General features: G+C 39.1%; 19 protein-coding genes. 13 read left to right on the top strand and 6 right to left on the bottom strand.

Features of this window, described 5'->3' with window-relative positions:
* Positions 1 to 13: 13 nt before the first annotated feature.
* Both NXS00_RS22835 and NXS00_RS22830 read left to right on the top strand, forming a co-directional pair.
* Entirely contained in the window at positions 14 to 772 is a 759-nt protein-coding gene (locus NXS00_RS22835; protein WP_258101605.1) for a UDP-2,3-diacylglucosamine diphosphatase, read from the top strand.
* Positions 762 to 1,553 (top strand): hypothetical protein, encoded by a 792-nt coding sequence (locus NXS00_RS22830; protein WP_258101604.1) that lies wholly within the window; start codon positions 762 to 764, stop codon positions 1,551 to 1,553. Before NXS00_RS22835 ends, NXS00_RS22830 begins: the two co-directional genes overlap by 11 nt.
* On the opposite strand, the gene NXS00_RS22825 is transcribed toward NXS00_RS22830, so the two are convergent.
* From NXS00_RS22825 to NXS00_RS22815, 3 genes are all read right to left on the bottom strand, one after another.
* Positions 1,533 to 2,897, bottom strand: a complete 1,365-nt coding sequence (locus NXS00_RS22825) for a TolC family protein (protein ID WP_258101603.1) — start codon at positions 2,895 to 2,897, stop codon at positions 1,533 to 1,535. The two genes, NXS00_RS22830 and NXS00_RS22825, sit on opposite strands and share 21 nt — an antisense overlap.
* A gap of 72 nt (positions 2,898 to 2,969) precedes the next feature.
* Complete coding sequence (locus NXS00_RS22820) at positions 2,970 to 3,683, bottom strand: ABC transporter ATP-binding protein (RefSeq protein ID WP_258101602.1); 714 nt, start codon at positions 3,681 to 3,683, stop codon at positions 2,970 to 2,972.
* 51 nt (positions 3,684 to 3,734) lie between these two features.
* Positions 3,735 to 4,988, bottom strand: a complete 1,254-nt coding sequence (locus tag NXS00_RS22815; RefSeq protein WP_258101601.1) for an efflux RND transporter periplasmic adaptor subunit — start codon at positions 4,986 to 4,988, stop codon at positions 3,735 to 3,737.
* A gap of 315 nt (positions 4,989 to 5,303) precedes the next feature.
* Between NXS00_RS22815 and NXS00_RS22810 the strand changes: the two genes are divergently transcribed.
* The 11 genes from NXS00_RS22810 (at position 5,304) to NXS00_RS22760 (ending at position 18,467) form a co-directional block, all read left to right on the top strand.
* Positions 5,304 to 5,978, top strand: coding sequence for a TetR/AcrR family transcriptional regulator (locus NXS00_RS22810; RefSeq protein WP_258101600.1), 675 nt, complete (start codon positions 5,304 to 5,306; stop codon positions 5,976 to 5,978).
* Positions 5,975 to 8,152 carry a peptidase domain-containing ABC transporter gene (locus tag NXS00_RS22805; RefSeq protein ID WP_258101599.1) on the top strand — a complete coding sequence of 726 codons (2,178 nt, stop codon included), beginning with the start codon at positions 5,975 to 5,977 and terminating at the stop codon, positions 8,150 to 8,152. Before NXS00_RS22810 ends, NXS00_RS22805 begins: the two co-directional genes overlap by 4 nt.
* A gap of 1 nt (position 8,153) precedes the next feature.
* Positions 8,154 to 9,509 carry an HlyD family secretion protein gene (locus NXS00_RS22800; RefSeq protein ID WP_258101598.1) on the top strand — a complete coding sequence of 452 codons (1,356 nt, stop codon included), beginning with the start codon at positions 8,154 to 8,156 and terminating at the stop codon, positions 9,507 to 9,509.
* The gene (locus tag NXS00_RS22795) at positions 9,506 to 10,933 is read left to right on the top strand and encodes a TolC family protein (RefSeq protein WP_258101597.1); all 1,428 of its coding nucleotides are present in this window, start codon (positions 9,506 to 9,508) and stop codon (positions 10,931 to 10,933) included. Before NXS00_RS22800 ends, NXS00_RS22795 begins: the two co-directional genes overlap by 4 nt.
* A gap of 127 nt (positions 10,934 to 11,060) precedes the next feature.
* Entirely contained in the window at positions 11,061 to 12,443 is a 1,383-nt protein-coding gene (locus NXS00_RS22790) for a sigma-54-dependent transcriptional regulator (protein WP_258101630.1), read from the top strand.
* Positions 12,433 to 13,815, top strand: a complete 1,383-nt coding sequence (locus NXS00_RS22785; RefSeq protein WP_258101596.1) for a sensor histidine kinase — start codon at positions 12,433 to 12,435, stop codon at positions 13,813 to 13,815. Before NXS00_RS22790 ends, NXS00_RS22785 begins: the two co-directional genes overlap by 11 nt.
* Before the next feature lie 114 nt (positions 13,816 to 13,929).
* The gene (locus NXS00_RS22780; RefSeq protein ID WP_258101595.1) at positions 13,930 to 14,625 is read left to right on the top strand and encodes a hypothetical protein; all 696 of its coding nucleotides are present in this window, start codon (positions 13,930 to 13,932) and stop codon (positions 14,623 to 14,625) included.
* The gene (locus NXS00_RS22775) at positions 14,622 to 15,629 is read left to right on the top strand and encodes a sensor histidine kinase (RefSeq protein ID WP_258101594.1); all 1,008 of its coding nucleotides are present in this window, start codon (positions 14,622 to 14,624) and stop codon (positions 15,627 to 15,629) included. The genes NXS00_RS22780 and NXS00_RS22775 overlap by 4 nt, the downstream gene beginning before the upstream one ends.
* Positions 15,626 to 16,294, top strand: coding sequence for a LytR/AlgR family response regulator transcription factor (locus NXS00_RS22770; protein WP_258101593.1), 669 nt, complete (start codon positions 15,626 to 15,628; stop codon positions 16,292 to 16,294). Before NXS00_RS22775 ends, NXS00_RS22770 begins: the two co-directional genes overlap by 4 nt.
* A gap of 36 nt (positions 16,295 to 16,330) precedes the next feature.
* Positions 16,331 to 17,404: a glycosyltransferase family protein gene (locus NXS00_RS22765; protein ID WP_258101592.1), complete on the top strand. Its 1,074-nt coding sequence runs from the start codon at positions 16,331 to 16,333 to the stop codon at positions 17,402 to 17,404.
* Between the two features lies 1 nt (position 17,405).
* Positions 17,406 to 18,467 (top strand): hypothetical protein, encoded by a 1,062-nt coding sequence (locus tag NXS00_RS22760; protein ID WP_258101591.1) that lies wholly within the window; start codon positions 17,406 to 17,408, stop codon positions 18,465 to 18,467.
* Here the strand turns inward: NXS00_RS22760 and NXS00_RS22755 are convergent.
* The 3 genes from NXS00_RS22755 to NXS00_RS22745 form a co-directional block, all read right to left on the bottom strand.
* The gene (locus tag NXS00_RS22755; protein ID WP_258101590.1) at positions 18,464 to 18,970 is read right to left on the bottom strand and encodes a phosphoribosyltransferase family protein; all 507 of its coding nucleotides are present in this window, start codon (positions 18,968 to 18,970) and stop codon (positions 18,464 to 18,466) included. The genes NXS00_RS22760 and NXS00_RS22755 overlap by 4 nt on opposite strands.
* Entirely contained in the window at positions 18,967 to 19,455 is a 489-nt protein-coding gene (locus NXS00_RS22750) for an Lrp/AsnC family transcriptional regulator (protein WP_258101589.1), read from the bottom strand. Before NXS00_RS22750 ends, NXS00_RS22755 begins: the two co-directional genes overlap by 4 nt.
* A 102-nt stretch (positions 19,456 to 19,557) precedes the next feature.
* Complete coding sequence (locus NXS00_RS22745) at positions 19,558 to 25,251, bottom strand: PKD domain-containing protein (protein WP_258101588.1); 5,694 nt, start codon at positions 25,249 to 25,251, stop codon at positions 19,558 to 19,560.
* Between the last annotated feature and the right edge of the window lie 33 nt (positions 25,252 to 25,284).

Raw genomic sequence — 25,284 nt, 5'->3', positions numbered from 1 at the left:
GCTCCCTTTTTTTATGATTACTACTTACGAAAATTTACCAGCAGATAAGCGAATCTATGTTGCCAGTGATTTCCATTTGGGACATCCAAACGTAAAAGAAAGTCAACTACGTGAAGAGAAAATTGGTAGATGGCTGGATTCAATCAAGCACAATGCTCAAGCCATCATTCTGGCTGGTGACTTATTTGACTTTTGGTTTGAGTACAGTCAAGTTGTTCCTAAAGGTTTTCTTCGATTTTACACAAAGCTTATAGAATTGAAAGGATTAGGTATTGACCTAATATTCTTCACTGGAAATCATGACATCTGGATGTTTGATTATTTCGAACAAGAGCTGGATGCAACAATCCATAGAGAACCGAAATCATTCCTAGTTGGAAAGCATAAAATACAAATTGGACATGGTGATGGTCTTGGCCCAGGAGATCTTAAGTTCAAGTTTTTTAAAAGCATCTTCACCAATAAACTATCTCAATGGGGATTTAAATGGATTCATCCTGATTTGGGCATCAAACTGGCCACCGCATGGTCAGGACATAGCAAAGGACATGATGATCCGTTCTTGGGAGAAAAAGAACCCATATTCATTCACTGCATGAATGTAGAAGAATCAAATCACCATGACTACTACATTTTCGGGCATAGACACATGATTCTAGACATGCCTGTTGGTAAAAATGCTCGTTACTACAACACAGGAGAATGGATAGAAAATTCTCAATTCATTGAAATCAGTAACACCGCAGTGAAAAGCCTAAAGTATGAAGAGTAAATACTTATCATTTCTATTTCTCTCTCTCAGCTTGTATTCTTCGGCACAGGAATGGCAACTGATTGACACTTTAATAGTCAATGAAAAGATAACGAGTTACTCTATTGACAATCAAAACCAAATCTATCTAGGCACCTCGTCAGGCAACCTTCATCGATTTAGCCAGGACGGACAAGAAAGTGAATTCTACTCAGCCATAGCCAACTTCCCTGTCACCTCGATTGCTGCATGGAATCGTCTCAAAGTATTCCTATTCTATAGAAGCCCACAAGAATTCTACTACCTTGATAGATTCAATACTTTCTCCAATTCATATGATCTCAGTGAGTATTCTGATGAACTGGCAAATGAATGCACTCCCGGAATAGACAATAGTCTTTGGGTTTTGAGTAGTAGTTTCAATGAGCTGAGAAAGTACAACCTACAGACTAAACAGCTCATATTTGCTAACCCACTGAGCATTGACATGGAAAATGTAACGCACATGCGTGCCTTTCAAAATTTGGTCATTATCAGTGATAAAGAAGAAGGTATGTATTTCTTTGATCAGTTTGGAAACCTGCTGACTCAAATAGAATTAGCGGGAATAGACCACTTCCAAATCCAATCTGGCAAAGTGATCTTTTTATGTGAAGAAGGAGTTGTCACCATTGATCCATTTCAACCAAACTCCTATGAAACAATAAAAGCCCCTGAAGGAGCTTTTAAAGGGTTATTAAAAAGTGATACGAACTACTTTTTAATCCGGTCTGGTGATGTCTTAGTTTACAGAAGACTCTGATCCTTTGTATATCTCTAATATTTTTTGTCTGAATACGATACTATATTTAGCATTTATCAACTCTAGTTCTGCTCTATTCTTATTGTTCAAACTTTCTAAATAGGTATAGAAATCTGTATTTCCTGTATCGAAGCGTTTTTTCATGAATTCAAACGTTTGAGCAGTAGCCTCCAGGTTTTCTTTTGCCGACACGTAGGTGTTCTGTGCCGCAACCAAATCAAGATAAACGGATTGAACGGTATTGGTTACATTAACTAAGGCCTGATCAACATCAAGTTCAGCGTTGATCATATTGACTTTAGCCGTTTGAATGTTATTACTGGTCTGGAATCTAGTGAATATTGGAATATTCATTGAAAAGTTCAAATACTCAAATGCGTTGTACTCCATCTGATCCATAAAAGATGCATTGGACTCCACCTCACCAGTAGAAGGGTTTCTAGCTCCATTTGATGAATAATTGGATCCGATCACTCCCGATGCAGTAATAGTCGGTAAACGCTGGGCTCTTGCTGACTTGAGAATGTATCTTGAAGCACTGTAACTAGACCTTGCAGCCATTAAAGCCGGACTACTAGACAAAGACTCTTCTAAAACTTCATCGAATGAAGCTACCTCAAGAAGTAAATCTTCTTCCTGAACTTCATATGGCAGAACTTCATATTTATTACCAGGATCAAGTGCCATAGCCTGAAATAGTGCAAGTAAGTCTCGCTGAAGTGTATTCTGTAAATTATTCAAGGATAGTTTTTGGCTTGCCAACTGACTTTGAAAATTATAAACAGACTCCAAATTACCAACACCTACTGACTCTCTCTTTTTTTCTCTATCCAGCTGCGCTGCCAGTAGATCTACCCGCTCTTGAGCAATTTTAATATTCTCTTTATCAAGAATCACTGTCAGATAGGAACCAAGTATGAGGCTTTCAATCTCTCTTCTGGTACTTTCTGATGTTTGCTCGGCAGCATAAAGTTCATTTTTTCGCTGTTTAACTAAATATTGGTTGGAAAATCCATTGAACAATACAACTCTAGCAGAAAGATTTGGATTAGAACTATTCGTTGTTTCAGATACCTGACGTGCAGCGTTGGTATCGAAAAAATTACCAAAGAAATAATCGTAATTAATGCCTGCAGACACAGAAGGGAAAAAATTCATAATGGACTGAAACCTGTTGGACTCAGCGATTATTTGATTGTTTCTCACTTGTTTCAATCGAATGTTTCGCTCCAATGCAGTCTCAATACAGTCGTCGAGTGTTAGTGCTGTAATTTCTTGATCATCTTGACCAAAGGCTGTTAGAAAATATGCTAAAAGTGTTACTGAAAGTAATGTCCTCTTCATAGAGTTGTAAAGTTTTTGGAAGGGTAAAAAAGGGCCGCCCGGGAGCGGGTCGGCCCATAGCATACAACAGTATTAAACTAATGCGTTGTCTTTGGCATTCATGTTTTCAGAAACAATCTGACCATCGAACAAGTGAATCACTCTGTGCGCATACTCTGCATCGATTGGTGAGTGAGTCACCATGATTACGGTAGTTCCGTTCTCATTCAATTCTGTCAAAAGATTCATCACTTCTTGTCCGTTTGCTGAATCCAAGTTACCAGTAGGCTCATCGGCAAGGATCAACTTAGGCTTAGCAACAACGGCTCTGGAGATAGCAACACGCTGCTGCTGACCACCTGATAGCTGCTGAGGGAAGTGATTTCTTCTGTGCATGATTTTCATTTGCTCCATTACCTCTTCCACTCTCTTCTTACGCTCTGCAGAAGAATACTTTAAGTAGATCAATGGCAATTCGATGTTTTCATACACAGTAAGCTCATCAATAAGGTTAAAGCTCTGGAATACGAATCCAATGTTGGCTTTTCTAAGTTCTGCTCTTTTTCTCTCAGAGTATGTAGAGATTTCTAAATCAGTGAAGTGGAATTCACCTTCAGATGGGTTGTCGAGCAAACCGATGATGTTTAGCAATGTAGATTTACCACAACCAGAAGGTCCCATGATCGCTACAAACTCACCAGTTTTTACTTCCAGGTTTACACCTGCTAGTGCTGTAGTTTCGATTTCGTCTGTGTAGTAAAACTTCTTAAGTCCAACAGTTTTGATTAAAGCTTTTGCGTTTTCCATTAGTTTAAAGTTTAGTTGTTGTATATGTCCTTTTATATTGAGTTGAGTCTTTTATTTAAAAACTAGTTTGTCCTTATCCTCATATCCTTCGTACGAAGAGACTACTACTTTTTCTCCTGGTTGCAAACCTTCGATTACTTCATAGAATCTTGGGTTTTGTCTGCCTAATCTGATATCTCTTCTTACCGCTTCACTTTCACCTTCGTTGAGAACGAAAATCCAGTTACCGCCAGTTGTTTGATAGAAGCTTCCTCTCGGAATCTGAACAGCCGTAATGTTTTCACTAAGCTGTAGTCTAATTTGAAGAGTTTGTCCTCTTCTGATTCCCTGTGGAATAGTATCTGTAAATGACATATCCACGGAGAACAAGCCATTAGCCACTTCAGGATATACTTTTCTGATTTCAAGATCAAAGTCATCCCCAGCGAACGGGAACGAACCTGTTAACCCATCATAAATTCTAGCGATGTAATGTTCGTCGATTGAAGCTCTTACTTTGAAACCATTCAAATCGTCTATCTGACCAATGTTTTGACCTGTAGAAATAGACTCTCCTACTTCTGCATTTACAGTACTTAAACGACCCGATATTGGAGCCCGAATGTATAGGTTATCCAGGTTTTTCTTGATCATCTCCAGATTATCTCTGGTTCTTTTCAGTGTAGCTTCTGCTTGAGCAATCTGAAGACGTGCGTTTAATGAATCGAACTTGGCAGATTCGATCTGAATTTTTCTATTGTCTACCAGACGTTCATATTCTCTTTTAAGGTTTAAGAATTCCTGCTCAGAAATGATCTTCTCTTCGCCGTAAAGTTTCTTACCTCTTTGATAAGCGTCTTTCGCTGCGTCAATCTGGTAATCAAGCTCTACCAACGCTCTTCTTAACTCGAATTGATTTTGTCTAAGACTTAATTTCGTGTTCTCGAGACTATTTACAAGAATAAAAGCCTGCGTTTCTTCTCGAACGAAATTTTGCAAAAGCACATTATTGGAAAGCTTAAGAATAGTATCACCTTCGTCAACCAAAATACCACCTTCGTAGTATTTCTTTTCTACTACACCACCTTCAATGGCATCCAGCCTAATTGTTTTAATCGGAAGTACGGTACCATCTACAGGAATGAACTCTCTAAACTCACCTTCTACAACAGAAGCAATGTTTACTTTTTCTTTTTCAACATTGAGTCTCGAGCCACCTTCTGCAAAGATGAAGCTGTATAGTACAAACAAAACGAATATACCTGCACCACCCCAGGTCGCGATACGCTTAAGCGTCCATTTTTTCTTTTGAATCTTTCGGTCCATAATTTTTGTAAAGTCTGAACACCCTATGCCAATTTGAATGCCAATAAAGTTATTTCATTGACTTACAGCGTTTTATGAATTTTCGAGAATTTGGAGGTAGGTAAAACTTGTACAGTTTGATACAGATTGTGTTCGCAAGCGGACATAAAAAAAGGTCCAATCCGCTCCCGGATTGAACCTAAAGATCAAAAACTCAAAATAAAAGGACTAATAGGGTATCAAAATTAACCTTTTTTACGAGAAATAAAAGTAATCAAACATTCTTGTTGTAAATTCGTTGATAGTAATACTATCATTTATAGAAGTAATATTATCATGTCGGTAATTAGCATTCAGCTGGGGAACAATCTATACTGCAAGGATCCACAGTCTACAGAACTGGGAAAAAAGATTGTTCTACACAGTATTAAGCTTATAAGTGAGTTAGGATTTGAGGCCTTTACCTTCAGAAAGTTATCCATGCAAATAGATTCTACTGAAGCCTCCATCTATCGCTACTTTGACAATAAGCATCGACTGCTAGTCTACCTGATTGCCTGGTACTGGGCGTGGATGGAATATAAAATTGAATATGAAACCCACCACTTAGGCAATCCTCAGGAAAAACTGGATAGAATTATCCGTTTAATTACTGAAAAAAAAGTACCTGATGATACATTTCCTGATATAGATGAAGAAGCACTCAACAAAATAGTTATCGCAGAATCGGATAAGACGTATCTGACAAAAAGAGTGGATAAGGACAATCAAAATGGACTTTTTAAAGGGTATAAATCACTTTGTGATCATATAGCCGCGCTGATTTTGAATATCAACCCTAACTTCACTTTTGCTCATGCACTGGCATCTACTGCTTTGGAGGCATCCAACCAACAGGTGTTCTTTGCAGAACATTTACCATCATTAACAGAGTTAAGTAAATTGGAAGACCCTTACTCTGCTAATTATCATTTTGTAAAAAACTTGATTTTCAAAACGATTGACGCATGAACAATCATCAAATTCTGAGAACAATTCAAGAGTGCTCTCATCTGCTCCATTTAGACCCGGACAGCTCTACCCTTACTGGAACCGACGCTCTGGATAGGGAGTATGAAAATGAGGAACTGGTAGAATTCATCAGAGACCTGGTAGAATCCGGCAGTGATTCTGGAATGATTTTACTGGAGAAACACCTCCGTGAAAAAAGATTTATTGAGTTCATGAAAATTCATGAATCTCCTATCATTGTTTTTGCCAAGGATCACGAATTAGCTCCTGTTATCATTCAAAAGAAAGGCAAAAATTATCATATACAGATCATCCGTGAACATGATGTAGAGAATAAAAAAGTCGATTCTCTGGAACACCTGGATTTGGCATGTACAGATAAGTTAGAAGTTATTTTTCTATCTGTTTTTGATTATGAGTCATTGGTAAGTGATCAAGATTCCACAAAAACCAATGCCACATACATCACTCCACTAAAGAGGTTGTTCAAATTACTATCTGCCGAGAAAAGAGACATTTTCTACGTTTACGTTTATGCGGCTTTGATTGGTTTATTGTCCCTGAGTTTACCTCTTGGAATTCAAGCAGCGGTAGAACTGATTAGTGGTGGAGTGGTATTCAGCTCCGTCTATGTATTGATCGCCTTTGTAATTATTGCTGTCTTAGGAACTGGTATTCTTCAGGTATTCCAGATAACCATTGTGGAGTATTTACAGCGCAGGGTCTTTACCAAAGCTGCTTTTGAATTTGCATTTAGAGTACCGAGGATCCAAATGGAGTCTGTTTTCAACCTGCACATGCCTGAGTTGATGAACCGTTTCTTTGATGTACTTACTCTGCAAAAAGGTCTTCCAAAACTCTTAATTGACTTATCTACGGGTGCTATTCAGATCATTTTTGGGTTGTTACTTTTATCATTCTATCACCCGTTCTTCGTATTCTTTGGGATTTTCTTGTTGTCAATTCTCTTCATGATTTTCTATATCACTGGACCGAAAGGATTGAAATCGAGTATCACCGAATCAAAGTATAAATACAAGGTAGTTTACTGGCTGGAAGAAATGGCCAGAACACTTTATTCGTTCAAACTTTCAGGAAACACTTCTCTACCTATTAAGAAAACGGACTATAACGTTAATAACTACCTTAAAAACAGAAGTACTCACTTCAAGGTATTGATCAGCCAATACAGTTATGTTCTTCTTTTCAAAGCAATTGTCACTGGAGGCTTGTTGATTATAGGTACCGTTCTAGTGGTGCAAAGAGAAATCACACTTGGACAGTTTGTCGCATCTGAGGTAATTATCATTTTGATTTTGAATTCGGTAGAGAAAATTATCATGTACATGGATGTTGTTTATGACATGCTTACGGCTGTTGATAAAATCTCGCATGTGACTGACCTACCTTTAGAGAAATCCGGCGGTATTGACATTCCAAAATCTCAAATAAAAGAAAATGGAATATCTATCGAAATAAAAAACCTTAGTTACACCTACCCTGGCAACAAAAAGCCATCACTTGATCACATCAATCTAACCATTCAAGCTGGCGAAAGGATTTGTATAGCCGGTGGTAGTGCTTCAGGAAAGACAACCCTGACCAATGCCATTGCTGGTATTCACACTAATTACGATGGGATCTTAACTTACAACCGATACAACCTTCGTGATTTGGACATGACCTATCTAAGAGATAAGATTGGTAAAAACGTCTCTCAAGAAGATATTTTCGAAGGATCGGTCATTGATAATATTCTTGTTGGGAAGCCATTTGCTAGCATGGATAATGCTATCAGAGCAGTAGAAAAAGTCGGTCTTACCGATGAGATCTATGGTTTACCTGATGGTTTCAATACCGAAATATTAAGTAGTGGTAAAGGGTTCAGTAGCTCTTTTGCCAATCGAATGATCTTAGCAAGATGCTTGGCAAAAGATCCCGCTTTATTGATTCTCAATGATTTCTTTGGAAACTTCCAGAAATATGAGCGTTTGAAAATGATCGAAATGCTAACAAATCCAGAAAATAAATGGACACTCATAGTGGTATCCAATGATCCGCTGGTAATGTCTGCAGTAGATCGGGTAATCTACATGGATGAAGGCAAAATAATTGCCGATGACACTTTTGAAAATGTGATTAAAAACGACACGATCGTTCAAAAAATCTATTAAGATGCTAAATATTTCTAACAACAAAGACACTGATTTTCTGGACGAGGGCGAGTTCTATTCACTAAGAACCCTGAAGACTCCAGGTATGGGCAGACTTTTAGCAAAAGTATTGCTCGTGATTATTGGCATCTCCATCATTGTTATGTTTCTACCATGGCAGCAGAACATTCGTGGTACAGGTACATTAACTGCTTTTCATCCACGCAATAGACCACAAACTGTAGAGTCAGCTATAGCCGGAAGAATTATTGATTGGAAAAAGCGTGAAGGTGAGTTCATACATAAAGGAGACACTATCCTGTCTCTTGCAGAAGTAAAGGACAAGTACTTTGATCCGCAGCTTTTATCAAGAATGAAAGAACAGATTGAAGCCAAAGAATCCGGCCTAGAGGCAAAAAGAGCCAAACGTCAAGCACTTGAAAACCAGGTTGCAGCTCTTCGACAGGGTCGTCAAATGAAACTGAAACAGGCACAGAACAAGCTAAAACAAACGATTCTCAAACTTGAGAGTGACAGCATTGCTTTTGAATCGGAGAAGGTCAATTTTGATAACGCTGAGAACATTTTTGAGAGAAATAAAAAGCGCTACGAAGCTGGAAACATCTCCTTGACAAAATTCCAGGAATTGGAATCCAAGTTCCAGGCTAGTAAAGCCAAGGTAATTTCTGCCGAGAACAAATGGCTACAAAGTCAAGCAGAATTGATCAATGCCAGAGTCAACCTAACTTCAATAGAGGCAGAATATCAGGATAAAATCAGCAAGTCACAGTCGGATCTATCTGCAACTATTGCTGACATTTTTGACTCGGAAGCAACGCTGAGTAAAATGCGGAATGAGTTCACCAACGTGGAAATTAGAAATTTCAATTATCAGGTAATTGCTCCACAAACGGGGTATTTGGTGAAGGCAATGAAAGCGGGAATTGGTGAAACGATCAAGGAAGGTGAAGCTATCGCTACCATCATGCCTGAAACTGATGATAAAGCCGCTGAAATGTATGTAAAAGCAATGGACTTGCCATTCATTAGCCATGGACGACCTGTTCGAGTGCAATTCGATGGTTGGCCCGCACTTCAATTCTCAGGTTGGCCAAATGTTTCGGTTGGTACCTTTGGAGGGATTGTGGACGTAATTGACCGAGTGGAAAGCAAGCCTGGTTATTTTAGAATACTTGTAACTCCAGATCCTGAGCAGGAAGAATGGCCACATCAACTAAGAATGGGGTCAGGTATTAAAGGATGGGTGATGCTAAATGATGTGCCTATATGGTATGAGCTCTGGCGACAGCTCAATGGCTTCCCTCCTAGTATCTATGAGAATGGTGAGATTCAGATGGATAACAAAAAGAAGAAATGAGAATACTTATAGCCGTAGTATTACTTGGGTTTGGCATTTCATTGGCAGCTCAGGATTCTCTTCAATTTTCTCTTGATGATGTCCTGGAATTGGCCAAAAGAAACCACCCTATTGTGAAGCAAGCCGGTCTTCAGGACCAGTTTGCAGAGGCAGAGATTCGAACCGCAAAAGGATACATGGATCCAAAACTCGAGTCTTCTTTCAATAGAAAAGAATATAAAGGAACGGAGTATTACAGCAAGTTTTATAATTCACTGAAAATACCTGTGTGGTTTCCTATTGATCCTAAGATTGAAGCATATCGAAATTCTGGAGAACACCTAAGTGAGGAAAATTATGTGAGTTCTTCCAATGATTACTGGCAATTTACAGCTGGTGTCAGCCTTCCTATAGGTAAGGGTTTGTTCATAGATGAACGAAGAGCTTTAATCAAACAAGCCAATATCTACAGTGATATAGCTGAAGCGGAGAAAATTAAATTAACTAATAAGGCTCTATTCACAATTGTAAAAGCTTATTGGGAATGGTACTTTGCTTTTAAACAATATGAGCTGATGCAGCAGAGTATGAACATTGCAGATGAGATTTTCAAGCGCGTAAAACTTGATTACGAATATGGGGAAGCTGCTGTGGTGGATACCGTACAAGCAAAAATTACTTTCCAGAATCGAAGAGCGGATTTTATCAACTCACAAGTGCAACTGAATAGTGCCAAGCTTGCGCTATCTATTCATTTGTGGTCTAATGAAGGACTTCCTCTGGAAATCCCTGAAGGTGCTTCTCCAAGTGCGGCAAGTTCGCAGTGGATTGTTCCTGCAGATAGTACTTTGGGCAAAATCGTCACATGGGCGGCTGACAATCATCCAGAAGTCACCAAGGTAACAGCGAAAAAGGCGCAGTACGAAGTAGAGCAACAATGGAACCGCGAAAGTTTAAAACCCCAGATTGACCTAAGCTATAGTTTTATCGATGCTCCAATTAGTTACTCTGGATTTGAGCCAATTGATATTGGAGAGAACTATAAGATTGGAATGGATTTTTCTTTTCCATTATTGCTTAGAAAAGAACGTGGTAAACTTCAGAAAACGAAGTTGTATGTGGAAAGTTTGGAGTTTGATTACATGCAAACTCAGCAGCAAGTGGGTGCTGAAATCAGATCTGTGTTTGTGGAATTGATAGCGAGTGAGCAATTGACATCACAGTATCTGGATCTTTCTAGAAACTATCAACGACTATTAGAAGCAGAAATTTTCAATGTGGAGAACGGAGAAAGTGATCTCTTCAAATTAAATATCCAGCAAGACAAGTTCATTGAAGCTCAAATCAAATACTTGAAGGTTCAAACTACTTTTGAAAAACTGAAAGCTGAGCTTCCTTACGTAGCTGGACTTCCTTATTTATCCTATATGGAAATGTACGAATAAGTACACCTTCCCACGAAAAGGTGTACATTTTTGAACACTTAATTTCACGAAACCATTGAATTGATTGAATAATGGGCTATTTTTCCATTTGGCACCATTATGGACTTAAATCAACTCAAATAGTAAAATCGTGGATAAAGAATTAGGTAAAATATTAATAATAGATGATGATGAGGATGTGTTGTTGGCAGCGAAAATGCTGTTGAAAAAACACGCCAAAGAGGTAATTATTGAGAAGAACCCAAAGAAGATTCCGTTCCTTCTAAATAACGATACTTATGATCTGATATTATTAGATATGAACTTCAGCAAAGACATCACTTCCGGTAAAGAGGGTTTCTACTGGCTGGAGCAAATCCTGGATAAAGATCCACAAGCTGTTGTAGTTCTCATCACCGCCTTCGGAGATGTGGAGATGGCTGTAAAAGCATTGAAAGCTGGTGCTACAGATTTCGTATTGAAGCCATGGCAGAATGAAAAACTCATTGCTACACTGAACAGTGCTGCTAAACTGAAGGAGTCTTACAAAGAGGTCACCCAACTAAAGCAAACATCTAAGCAACTACAAGAAGACAGCAACAGTGCATTCAAAGACATCATTGGCGAGAGTGATGAAATCAAAGAAGTCTTCAAAATCATAGATAAAGTAGCCGGTACGGATGCTAACATTCTGATATTAGGAGAAAATGGAACTGGCAAAGAGCTAATTGCTCGAGCGATCCATCAAAAATCTCTTAGAAAAGACAATGTGTTCATTGGAGTGGACATGGGAGCAATTACTGAATCGTTATTCGAATCAGAGCTTTTTGGACACAAAAAAGGATCCTTTACCGATGCCAAGGAAGACCGTCCTGGCCGATTTGAGATAGCTAATAATGGTACACTTTTCCTAGACGAGATTGGAAACCTCAGCATGCCATTACAGTCCAAATTACTGACTGCTTTACAAAAACGTGAAGTAACAAGAATAGGATCAAATCAGTCCATGCCAATAGATATTCGTCTGATTTGTGCTACCAATATGCCAATCTATGAGATGGTTGGAGACAATACTTTCCGTCAGGATTTATTGTATAGAGTCAATACAGTAGAACTTCATCTTCCTCCATTGAGAGATCGACTAGATGATATTCCGCTTTTGGCTGACCACTTTGTGAAAATGTATAACCAGAAGTATCGTAAGCACATCGACGGAATCTCAGCGGCTACCATCAAGAAGCTACAGAAATATAGTTGGCCAGGAAACATCAGAGAGTTGCAACATGCCATAGAGCGAGCAATCATTATGAGTGACTCCACAACGCTACAACCTGATGATTTCTTCTTCCTATCTCAAAAACCTGAAAACAATCTTTCTTCAGAGGCTGACACATTCAATCTGGACGATGTGGAGAAAAATGTCATCCAAAGAGCCATCAACAAACACAATGGGAACATCTCTCAAGCTGCTAAAGAACTTGGATTAACTAGAGCTTCATTGTATAGACGACTAGAAAAGTATGGTCTATAAAAAGTTTAAATATCAACTTGCCGGTAGGATTATTCTGCTTGGACTGACCATTTTCCTTCTGGCAAGTCTTTATTACACAGAAAGCTATACGTTCACCAAACTCCTGATCTTCACTCTGGTGGTGATACAGGGTTACTACCTCTACTATTTTTTAGAGAAGTCGAACCGTGAAGTAATTAGCTTTCTCCAAAGTATCCAGTGGGATGATTTTTCGCATACTTATCCTGAGAAAAAATCGGGCTCTAGTTTAGACAATCTCTATGTAGAGTTTAACGCAGTGATGCGCAAGTTCCGAGATATCCGAGCGGAGAAAGAAGCTCACTATCAATATTTAAAAACCATCGTTCAGCATGTAGCGATTGGGATCATCACTTTTGATAAAGAAGGTGAAATTCAGATCATGAATAGTGCTGCCAAATCACTCCTGGGTGTCAAACAGATTAAAAATGTAAGGCAGCTTAAAAGCGTAAGTGAAGCACTCATTGATACTCTTAAAAACTTAAGAACCGGCGGAAGAGATCTCATCAAAATCAGTAAAAGCAATGATGAAGGAGAAATTCAATTAGCCGTTTACGCCATTGAATTATCGTTAAGAGGTAAAGAATTTAAGTTGATTTCGATTCAGAACATCCAGAGCGAACTGGAAGAGAAAGAAATGGAAGCATGGCAGAACTTAATTAGAGTTCTGACTCATGAAATCATGAACAGCGTAACCCCTATCTCATCTCTTGCCAGAACACTGGAATCAGAAATGGAAGACTGGCTGCACAATGGCCAAAACATCAATCAGATTGACAATGACACTGTCGAAGACTTTCATATGGCTCTGCACACCATCCACAGGCGAAGTGAAAGCTTGATCAGGTTCGTAAGTGACTTCCGTAACATGACGCGAATCACCCTTCCAAACTTCTCTAGAGTCAATATTAAAGAGCTGATCGAACATGTAATGGCATTACTTAAAAATGATGTTCAGGAACATGACATCAAAGTGGAGTGTGATATAGCTAAAGACTTATGCATTGAAATTGATGAACACCAAATCGAGCAAGTGTTAATCAATATTGTCAAAAATGCCATTCAGGCGCTTGCAGAGCATGATGAGATAGAAGGCGACAAGAAACTTTGGATCAAGGCAGAGACCAGGAAAGAAGGTGGAACCTATATTTCCGTAAGAGACAATGGACCCGGTATTGATGAAGAAGCATTAAAGAAAATCTTTATTCCATTCTTCACTACTAAGAAAAGCGGATCTGGTATTGGACTTAGTTTATCTAAGCAAATCATGCGAAATCACCGAGGGAATATTGCTGTGAAATCGGTGATCAATGATGGAACAGAATTCACACTTCGTTTTGCAGAAACACAGTAAGTGATATCCCCAATAATCATTCGTTCATCCGAAAATCTTATTTGATGAAAGATTAAATTATTTTGGTTAGACCAATTCAAACAGTTTTGAATCAACAATCAAAAACTAATTGAAATGAAAAAAACCAATTACTTACTTCTGCTGGCGCTAGCAATCTGCATGAGCTCCTGCGTGTATTCACTGTTCCCTATTTATACTAAAGATTCTTTGGTTTACCTGAAAGGCTTAGAAGGTCAATGGAAGAATAAAGAGGGTGATCTAATCAATGTAATCCCTTTGGATGCCAACCTTACAATAACTGTGGAGCCTGGAGAAGATGAGTTTATCGTAGTAGAGGGAGACACCATCCGAGACACGGAAAAAGTGGCAGCATATTGGCAAAAAGAACTTCAAAAGGAAGTAGAACCTGAATTGGCTGCATTTACCGAAAAAGGTCACTTGTTTCAAATTATAGAAAACAATGACACACTTAGTTTCAAATCCAAAATTGCTAAGATCGGGTCAGAACATTTTATAGATATGTATCCTGCCGAGGAATATGATGATGAATACATGAGTCATAACCTATTTCCCGTTCACACTTTTCTAAAACTACAATTGGATAACAATAACCTATCACTCACTCAATTTGATTTGGATAAACTGAAAGATCTTTTTGATAGCAATAGAATTCGCCTAAGACATGAAAAAGTGAATGGAGCCATTATGATCACTGCTCAACCTGAAGAAATTCAGAAATTCCTGATCTCCTATTCTAAAGATGAGACAGTTTTTGAAAAGCCAGATTACTACGTGCGAGTAGGGTCATGAAATCAAAGTTGATCAAAATAGTATCCCTGACATGGTTACAGCATCTGGCCTTCTGGATGCTGTCCATCGCATTTATCACCTTTTATTTTGCCATTTCCGGAGAGCTCTCATTTACAGATGTCATCTACTCTCTGTGCTTTCATCTATGCATCTTTCCAATGATCTATTTGCTCCTGCGAATAATCATTCCATCACTTTTTGAGAAAGAAAAATATCTACTTTTCACAATTGCAGTATCTCTGAATGTAGGAGTTGGATGGTTGCTTCACTTTCTTGTATTTAACTATTTAGTCCCTGCATTACTTACCTCCTATTACATCGTATCATTTACCGAAAACTCGATTCTAATTGTCATTTTCAGTGTCTACAATATTTTAGCAATCCTATTACATTTCTCTAAATCGTGGTTCAAAGTGAATTTGCTAGAAAAGGACAAAATCAATTTGGAACTCAACTTATTGAAGAATCAACTCAACCCACACTTCCTTTTCAACGGCTTAAACGGAATCTATTCTCTGTCTATTCAGAATGATCCCAGAGCGCCAGAAGCTATACTGAAATTATCCGATTTGTTGAGATACAGTTTATATGAAGTATCTACAGAGTTAGTTGACCTCCAACAGGAATTGGAGATAATCAAAAAATACATTGATATTCAGTTGATCCGATTCAAACCTGACAGAAATATTCTTGTGAACTTTTCAAGTGAAGGATCTCCCAAAATTGTTCCGATGATGCTACTCCCAATTGTAGAAAACGCATTCAAACATGGAAATCTGACCAAAGAAGATTCCTTCATAGAAATATCATGTAGTTACTCTTCCGACACCATAGTATTTGAATGTAAGAACTCATTTATTGTAAAAAATACAGATCCAAGATCTGGTATTGGACTTCAGAGTATCCAAAAATTACTGGAGCTCTATTATGAGGAGAAGGGAAACCTAACCACTTCTAGCATGGAAGGAGAATTTATTGCAACAGTTAAAATCGACTTGACATGATTAAATGCATCATAATAGAGGATGAGCCTTTGGCAAGAGATTTACTAACCAGGTATATCCAATCGACTGATGGATTACAGTTACTTGGGTCTGCCGAGGATGCTGAAGAAGCTCGGCAACAAATCAACTCTAATAAACCAGACTTGATCTTTTTAGACATCAAGCTGCCTGACATTTCTGGAATCAACTTTTACAAATCCTTAATTCACAAACCCAAAGTCATTTTCACCACTGCTTATTCTGAATTTGCGGTAGAGGGGTTTGAATTGGAAGCTGTAGATTATCTACTAAAACCCTTTGGTTATGAGCGTTTTCTTGCTGCTGTGAACAAACTAAAAACACAACTCGAATCGGATATTGATGACATCATTATTATCAAAGAAGACAAAAAGTCTTACCGAGTAAAGCTGTCGTCCATTCTGTTTATCGAATCTCTTGGTGATTATGTAAAATATCACACTCACGAAAAACCATATTTGGCAACAGACACCTTGAAGTCACTGGCAAGCAGTCTTCCCTCCAACTTTCTAAGAATCCACAAATCGTACATTGTTTGCCTAGACCATATTGAATATTTAGAAGGGAACCGCCTTAAGGTGAATGATCAGATGTTACCGGTAGGTTATGCTTACAGGGAAAGTGTATCTCGCTTATTTAAGAAATAAATACAATCAACTAACTTTCCTCTCAAACGAAAAGTCTTGAAATATCTATTTCTTATTCAGGGTGAAGGTCGTGGGCACATGACACAAGCGTTGGCTCTTGCCAAAATACTACGCTCTCAAAATCATGAGATCACCCGCGTCATTGTGGGTAAAAGTAAACGCAGAAATATCCCTCAGTTTTTCATTGACAAAATTGGATGTGAATTAGAACACCTTGATAGTCCAAACTTTGTCACGGATAAGAATCAAAAATCTGTCAAGCCTTTTCGTACGATCGTCTATTCATTGCTGAAAAGCCAGAAATACATCAAATCCATCAATCGAATAGACGAAATTGTGAAAGAAGATCAACCTGATGTGATCATCAATTTTTATGATTTTCTTGGTGGGCTATACAATTTTTCGAGACGACCAAAAGCCAAATTCGTTTGTATTGCACATCAGTTTTTGATTGCACATCCTGAATTTGAGTTTCCTCCAAAACGGCAATTGGATAAGATTTCACTCCAAATGGGTAATCGCATAGCTAGTCTGGGCGCTGATAAAATTCTTGCTCTTTCCTTTCAGCATTTCGATTATGACCATCGCAAAAAACTCGTAGTGGTCCCACCTCTATTGCGTGAAGAAGTAAAATCGAAGACTCCCACTTCTGGTGATCATTACCTGGTATACATGGTCAATCCTGGTTACGCTACAGAAGTAGATCAATTTCATCAAAACAATCCTGAACAATCATTGCATTGTTTTTGGGACAAAAGTGACAAACCAGAAACCTATCAGGTAGATGATTCGCTGACCTATCATCAGCTAAATGACGAGAAATTCATCGATAAAATGGCCAATTGTCAGGGCTATGTAACTACAGCTGGTTTTGAATCTGTGTGTGAAGCTATGTATCTTGGTAAACCTGTATTGATGGTGCCTGTAGCGGGTCATTATGAACAAGCTTGCAATGCTGTAGATGCAAAAAAAGCAGGAGCAGGCATATTTAGTGACCGCTTTGATATTGGATTGTTGAAAGAGTACATTCCAAGACATGAGAATATTCAATCTAAATTTCAAAACTGGGCTGATCAATCAGGGGACATTTTCCTAAAAGAATTGACCTGAGATGGCTATTATCAGCAAAAAAAAGATTCCTGTAAAAATCTGTGAACCCCTCAGAAACTATTTACAGAAATACGATCGTGAGACGGATTTACCAATAGACTATACCAGTCTGCTTCGATATGATAATTCGATTCCACTTTACGATCGTAATGGAAAAGACACCCTATGGGAAACGGTCTTTTTTGCTCAGGATGAAATGCAAAACATCTATGGTTCGCTGAAAAAAATCTATGCCTTGATGAAGGCTGATGGTGACATGTCTGTCATGGATCACCTGTTCATTGATCGAGTTGATTTATGTGTTTATGGAAACACTCAACCATTCAGAGTTCGCGTAGTGAATCGAATCAATGACAACTTTGACTATTTCTACATCAAAAATGCGGATGCTTCGAGAATTTATGGTCTAGAGTTAGAACATTTATTGTCGCCAAATAAGCTTCAATACCTGGTTTTCAAAGACACACTTATTGAAGAGCACATCGTAGGAATCCCCGGAGATCAGTTTATCAAAAATCATCTAGATGATCCCAATCTCAACGAAATTCGTTTAGCTAAGGAGTTTGTGAAATTCAACGAACGTTGTTTCGTAAGACTTCTGGGCGATATGCACTCTAGTAACTTTGTGATTGATATTACACCTGATTTTGAAGAAGTAGACTACCGTATAAGAGCCATTGACTTTGACCAACAGTCTTATGAAGGTCGAAGAGCGATTTATCTACCGCAATACTTCAAGCAAAACAATCCGATCATCCAGATAGGACTCAAAAACATGACGCCTGAGTCGGTAAGACAATACCAAAGAGAAGAACGCTCGCTTATGGCCAACAGAATAAAGATGGATCGTGTACGTGTAGATGACCTGTTACACACCATGAGTTTGGACAAAGTTTCTTCTCATGAGAACGTAAAACGCCTTGGTGAAGAGTTAGCTGATTTTTACGAAGAGCGTGAGTTTCTAGCTTGTGACTCGATGGGGGAAATAGTCTCTCTAAGTCTTGAGATGCTGATCAGGAAACCAGATCTATACAAAGATCACCTAACTGGTAATCCTAGTTAATAAAGAAATACTCCCTTTCCTTCTTCCAGTACAACTTCTACATGCTCATCGATAGTTGTAGAAAGCTCGTATCCCATGTAGTTCGCCAATACAGGAAAACGTTTGTGACTTCTATTCACCAAAACAGCCATTTGAAGTTTTTTCACCTCAACGTCAAGGATAGCCTTGAACCCATAAGCCATTGTTTTTCCTGAATTAAGGACATCATCAACCAGAACGATTGATTTTCCCTTCAGCTCCTTAGATGGAACATCCAATGTTACTTCTGAAGCCACAGGATTTTCCTTATTGATGTGAAGTTTTACAAGCTTGGTTGTAATCTCCGGAGCAATATCAGACAGTTGAGATACCAACATATCAGCAATTTGATAGCCTTTGTCATGAACGCCGACAATGATGAGATGCTTCTCCTCAAAGTTGTCTTCATAGATTTCAAAGGCTATCCGCCGAATTATTTGCTGGACTTGATGTCCTGTTAAAATCAAATTTTGTTCTTTGATCATGAGTTTGGTACTGGCATCACTTTGCTATCCTTAAAGGTAGAAAGGATTACCATAGATTGAAGACTATCTACTACTTCAATTTCACTTACCTTCTCCAACATCAATCTCTGATAAGAAGTGATGTCTTTAGAGATCACTTTCAAAATAAAGTCTCCAGAACCAGTAATATGGTGACACTCAATTACTTCTGGCACCTGGTTAATTTCTGCAAGGAATAGATCTATGTTCTTTTTGTTGTGTCCTTTTAAAGTCACTTGAACGAATGTGTGTACACCTAATCCAATCTTCTCCGTATCCAACTTCGCATGATAACTCTTGATAATTCCAGAGTTCTCAAGTTTCTTCACACGCTCAAGGGTTGGGGCCGGAGATAGTCCAATGTCTTTTGATAATTGGGCATTTGTGATTTTAGCATTTGATTGAAGAATTTCTAAAATCTTCCTATCTATCTCGTCTAATTTCAAGTGTAGTGAATTTACCTTCATTCCAAATTTTATTTGCTGCAAAGTTAATAATAATTGGAAATATTTGGATTCTTTCCATTAATTCTAATTCAATTTATACAGCATTCTATGAATGAGCCGGAATTATTGCTTTATGACTCTTGATTTGTAACTAGCTCCTTCATAATCAATTACTATAAAATAGGCTCCAGCGTCCATTATAGTCATATCCACTATAACAGAAGTCAATCCAGCAGGTTGATTTTCCAACAGAAGATTCTGCTGAATTTGCCCTGAAAGGTCCAGAATCGTAATACTTACATCTCCAGATCTTGGCAAAACAGCTCGTATTATTGATGTGGAGTTTGTTGGGTTTGGGTATGGCGGTTCAAATATCACATCTTCATTGATGTTCATACAGACTTCATTATCAAGCGTATTTTGATCTTCCACATTATATGGAGTGGTCATTCGAATACAGAAGTAATCCAATTTCAATGGCAGGCTGGTCGAAAGAATAATTTGTTTTTCCTCACCATCATTGATGCGCTGAACAACAACCTCCGGCTGATCAAACAAATCCTCCAAAATAATCTGGAACTCGATGGAGTCTACAGGGATATTACTGTTATTCGCTAAGGTGAACCCAACTTTATTGGAACCAACCAATTGCAAATCTCTGATACTCAAATCAACAATAGGCTGTATCGATCGTATGATCTGTGATGTACTATCTACACATCCAAACTCATTAACGGTCACCAATTTTACTTCATTCCTTCCAGTTTCAGTAAATGATAAACTTGGTTCCGCTGCACTAGAGACAAGTTCATCATTGATATACCAAAAATATTCAGTTCCGTTCTCTGTCAGGTTGGATGTCGCCAAGCTGAATGGAGGAACTCCATAGTCATTACTAAGACTAAATGCTACTTCAGGTTTAGGGTCAACAGAAACTAATTTAGATTGAGTTATTTCACAGCCACTATTTGTCGTTGTTCTGAGAGTAACTTCAATTTCGCCATCACTTTCTACTGGCACTACGGATTGTGTTCCCGAACCAAATTGTTCACCATTTACAAACCACTTTCTCGAAACAATAGCATCATCAAAAACGGATGACGTGTCCGTAATAATGATATTCTCATTTTCACAGGAATTGGTAGAAGAGAACCCTAACGAAGGAGGAGTAAGAACGTTGATTGTTTGTGTCTTTGTAGCCGAGCAAAGGTTTTCATTATCAATAGTCAGGCTAACCTCATATGTCCCCGGTTGGTCGAACAAATAATCTAGTTGAGGTTCATTGGTATCTAGTAAATTACCATTTACTCTCCACATTCGAGTAATGATTTCCTCTTGATTGGCAGACATGTCGGTCAGAATAGAACTCTCACCATAACAGGAGACATCTGCCAAAATCTGAACATCGGGCTCAGCCAAAACAGATAAAGATTCAGTATAGGTTGCAGAACAACCAGATGACGAATAGACCGTCAAAGTAATCACCTGATCTTCGACAGATTCAAAAACAAGTTCCGGAGACTGTTGTGTAGAAACTTGTCTTCCTTCAACATACCACTCCCACTGAGCAATATCTGCTCCATTAACTACTGAGACATCCCTTAAAATCGTTTCTGATCCCTGGCAAACAATATCATATTCAAACTCTGGTTCTGGAATAGCTGACACAACCACTTCTTTGGTGAGGACACTTGTACAACCTAAGTCATTTTCAACACTCAATTGGACTTCATATGCTCCTGTTGCCGAATACAAATGATTGGGTGATTGTTCCGTGCTGATGTATCCATCCCCAAAATCCCAATGGAATGAAGAACCTTCAGAAAGGCTGGTAAAAGTCATGATATCTCCATCACAGGTCGGTGATTCCTGAAAGTCAACTACAGGAGACTCGTTGATATAGATGGTATCTCGGAATATAGAAGACTCACACCCTGGAATGAAAGAATACACAGAGATCACCTTATCACCTCCCGAATCAAAAGAAACGGTCAAATCATCACTGGTGATTGTATCCTCTAGGTTGGTAATTGACCAATAGTAACTCAAATTTCCATCAAAAGCTGAGACATCATTTGTAATTGAAAGAGTCACTTCACTTCCAGCGCAGAACGTTTCTGCTGTAAACTCAAAACTCGGAACTGGAGGCTCAGGATAGATCGTAATCTCCTGCTCCACAAAATTGCCACAGCCTCCACTGCTCTCTACTTCCAACCTCACTTTGTAAGTACCCGTTCCTGCTATTGTATCAAATAGTACTTGTGGGTTTGGATCTGTGGAGTCGATTATGCCGTCATCATTGAAATCCCACGCATAGCTGGTTATATCTCCTGAAGTGTTGATGGATGTGAAGGTGTTTGCATTGGTTACGCAACGAGAGGCATCTCCCGTGAAGTCTATGTCTGGAGCAATATTATCTGATACCGTTACAGTATCCAGGTGATAAGAGACATTGCCTTCAGAATCTATAGCAGCTAAACTCACATAATAGGTCCCTGATTCTGAGTAACTAACCCCTGTTGGCTCATACGCGCTGCTATAACGATCACTCACACTACAGCCACTGCCAAAATCTAGCCGGTACAACGCCTTACTGCTATTATCAATAGCAAAACCCAAGGTGTCATTAACCAAATCTATACCTACAAGGTTGGATAAACCTGTAGATGCCAAGTCAATCAGATCCGGTGATGACGATAATCCGTCAGAAAAATCCAAACGATAAAAACCTGAATTGCCCGAAATGAACCCGTGCCAAATCACTCCATCGTGTCCCAACTCTATCTGACTAAGACTTGTTAATCCAACAGAAAAGGTTTCAATCACTGGTAGCTGGTACAAACTGTCTCCAAATGAAAATCGGTGAATATTACCATTACCGGCTGAAACACTAAACCCGTACCACTGATCACAGTCCTTGCCTAAACTCAGGTCTAATGTAACACTCGCATCCGTAATCGCTCCACTCTTCAATACCGACTCATCACTCGGAATAGTTGTAATGCTACTCCCAAAATTGACCACCGAAAGTGTATTGTCTCCACGGTTTAATACCAATAAAACCAAACTGTCTCCATCCTGCTCCAGACGTATCCCTCGTGGGCGGTTCAGTTTGCCTCCAAAATCTCCCAAACTCTCCGCTGTAGGATCGTTACCCAAACTGCTCCCAAAACTCAGCCGAACCAAATTATCACTACTCTGATCATTAGTAACCAAACCATACCACTGACCAGACTCTTCATATAACAATACCTTGTCCGGACTAGATAAATATCCCCCTATATTGCCAAAATTCGTCGTTTGTGGACTTGCATCTAATCCATCCCTATATGTCAGCCTGAGCAGTGAGTTGTTATCCCTACCTGAAACAAATCCATAAAAAGTGTCCCCTTCATAGACTTGTGTAAGGTCTGCAGGAAATGATAACCCAATGGTTGACACTGAGGTAGCTCCTGGAGAACCAAACATTGACCCAGAACAAAAATCCCAATTATATGATGCTGAGTTAACACTGGAATTACTTACAGTCAACGACTCCCCTGTACACACCTGGTCTATTACTGAAAATATTGATGTGGGACAACTTGGCTCTTCTACTGATACTACCGCTGATACAGTCTCTTCACATCCCTGATAACTAACTGCCGTCAACTCTACAGTGTAGCTGCCTGTGGATGTAAATACCAATGCTGGACTTTGCTCAATTGACTCTTCCTGACCATCTACTGACCATCGCCAGCTCTCTATAGAATCATAGCTATTGGTAAGATCTGTTCCCGTGAAAACTGATGCAACATTCTGCTCCAGGGTTGCAGGTGTGGTGAAACTTACTTTTGATGCGTCTGAGACTACAACCGATTGACTTGATGCATTCGAACAACCATCGCCATTGGAAACAGTAAGACTTACCGTATAGCTCCCTGTCAAAGAATAGGTATGCATTGGATTCTGTTCTGTAACCAAACCTGTACCATCCCCAAAATCCCAGGAATAACTCGTAATCCCGCTACCAATTGTCGTGTCTGTAAACTGAATCGCTTCTCCAAAACAGTTATTCGTATAAGTAAAACCTACTGATGGCCCATCTACAACTGTAAGCGTATCTCGGAATATTGCTGATGCACATCCAGGTAAAAAACTTTGTAAACTCACTATCTTCTCTCCAGGTGTTGTAAAGGTATAGGTCGTATCCTGCTGATCAACCGTATCGCCTGCTATTACCCATTGATAGTACAATACATCGTCATATCCTGTCTCGATGGTATTGTTATGAAACGAAAACTCAGCATTCGTACACTCAGATGTGACTGTGTAGTCAAAGGAAGAATCCGGCGGCTCCTCGTAAATAGTCAGCTCTTTTTCCACAAAATTCGTACACCCACCACTGCTGACTACTTCTAATCTTACTGTGTAAGTACCTGATGAGGCAAACTGATAGGTAGGGTTCTGTACATCGCTATCTTCTATCCCGTCATCATCAAAGTCCCAGCTGTAGGTGTCGATATCATTACTCGTATTGATCGATGTAAAGCTGTTACTATTGGATATGCATCGATTGGCATCTATACTAAAGTCTATGTCGGGAGCTAAAGACGCTGTAACGGTTACAGTATCCAGATGATAGGCCCGATTGCCTTCAGAATCTATAGCAGCTAAACTCACATAATAGGTCCCTGACTCTGAGTAACTAACCCCTGTTGGCTCATACGCGCTACTATAACGATCACTCACGCTACAGCCACTGCCAAAATCTAGCCGGTACAACGCCTTACTGCTATTATCAATAGCAAAACCCAAGGTGTCATTAACCAAATCTATACCTACAAGGTTGGATAAACCTGTAGATGCCAAGTCAATCAGATCCGGTGATGACGATAATCCGTCAGAAAAATCCAAACGATAAAAACCTGAATTGCCCGAAATGAACCCGTGCCAAATCACTCCATCGTGTCCCAACTCTATCTGACTAAGACTTGTTAATCCAACAGAAAAGGTTTCAATCACTGGTAGCTGGTACAAACTGTCTCCAAATGAAAATCGGTGAATATTACCATTACCGGCTGAAACACTAAACCCGTACCACTGATCACAGTCCTTGCCTAAACTCAGGTCTAATGTAACACTCGCATCCGTAATCGCTCCACTCTTCAATACCGACTCATCACTCGGAATAGTTGTAATGCTACTCCCAAAATTGACCACCGAAAGTGTATTGTCTCCACGGTTTAATACCAATAAAACCAAACTGTCTCCATCCTGCTCCAGACGTATCCCTCGTGGGCGGTTCAGTTTGCCTCCAAAATCTCCCAAACTCTCCGCTGTAGGATCGTTACCCAAACTGCTCCCAAAACTCAGCCGAACCAAATTATCACTACTCTGATCATTAGTAACCAAACCATACCACTGACCAGACTCTTCATATAACAATACCTTGTCCGGACTAGATAAATATCCCCCTATATTGCCAAAATTCGTCGTTTGTGAGACCTCCGAAAGATCACTAGCCAATTCAATTCGATATAATCTATTACCCGTTCGGTCTGTATAGAATCCATAATGAACTCCTTTGTGATGAGTTGCTAAATCAAATAATGAGCTCCCACTCAACACACCCAAACTTTCAGAATCTGGGAGTTGCCAAAGGTTCCCAGAACAAAAATCCCAATTATATGATGTTGCACCTGTGGTAGCATTTTCAAGGAGAATATTCTCATTTAAACACACGCTTTCGTCTAATCCAAAATCACTATCAAGACATTGACCAGATCCTGGAAGACTCGCAACTAAAATGAATACAAATGCAAAAAACTTCCACATTGTTTTCAAGGTAACTTATATTAAAGACCTGTT

Source organism: Marinoscillum pacificum (assembly GCF_024714495.1).
Taxonomy (GTDB): Bacteria; Bacteroidota; Bacteroidia; order Cytophagales; family Cyclobacteriaceae; genus Marinoscillum; species Marinoscillum pacificum.
The sequence above is the reverse complement of the archived record's forward strand: the minus strand, read 5'-3'. Positions and strand labels throughout refer to the sequence as shown.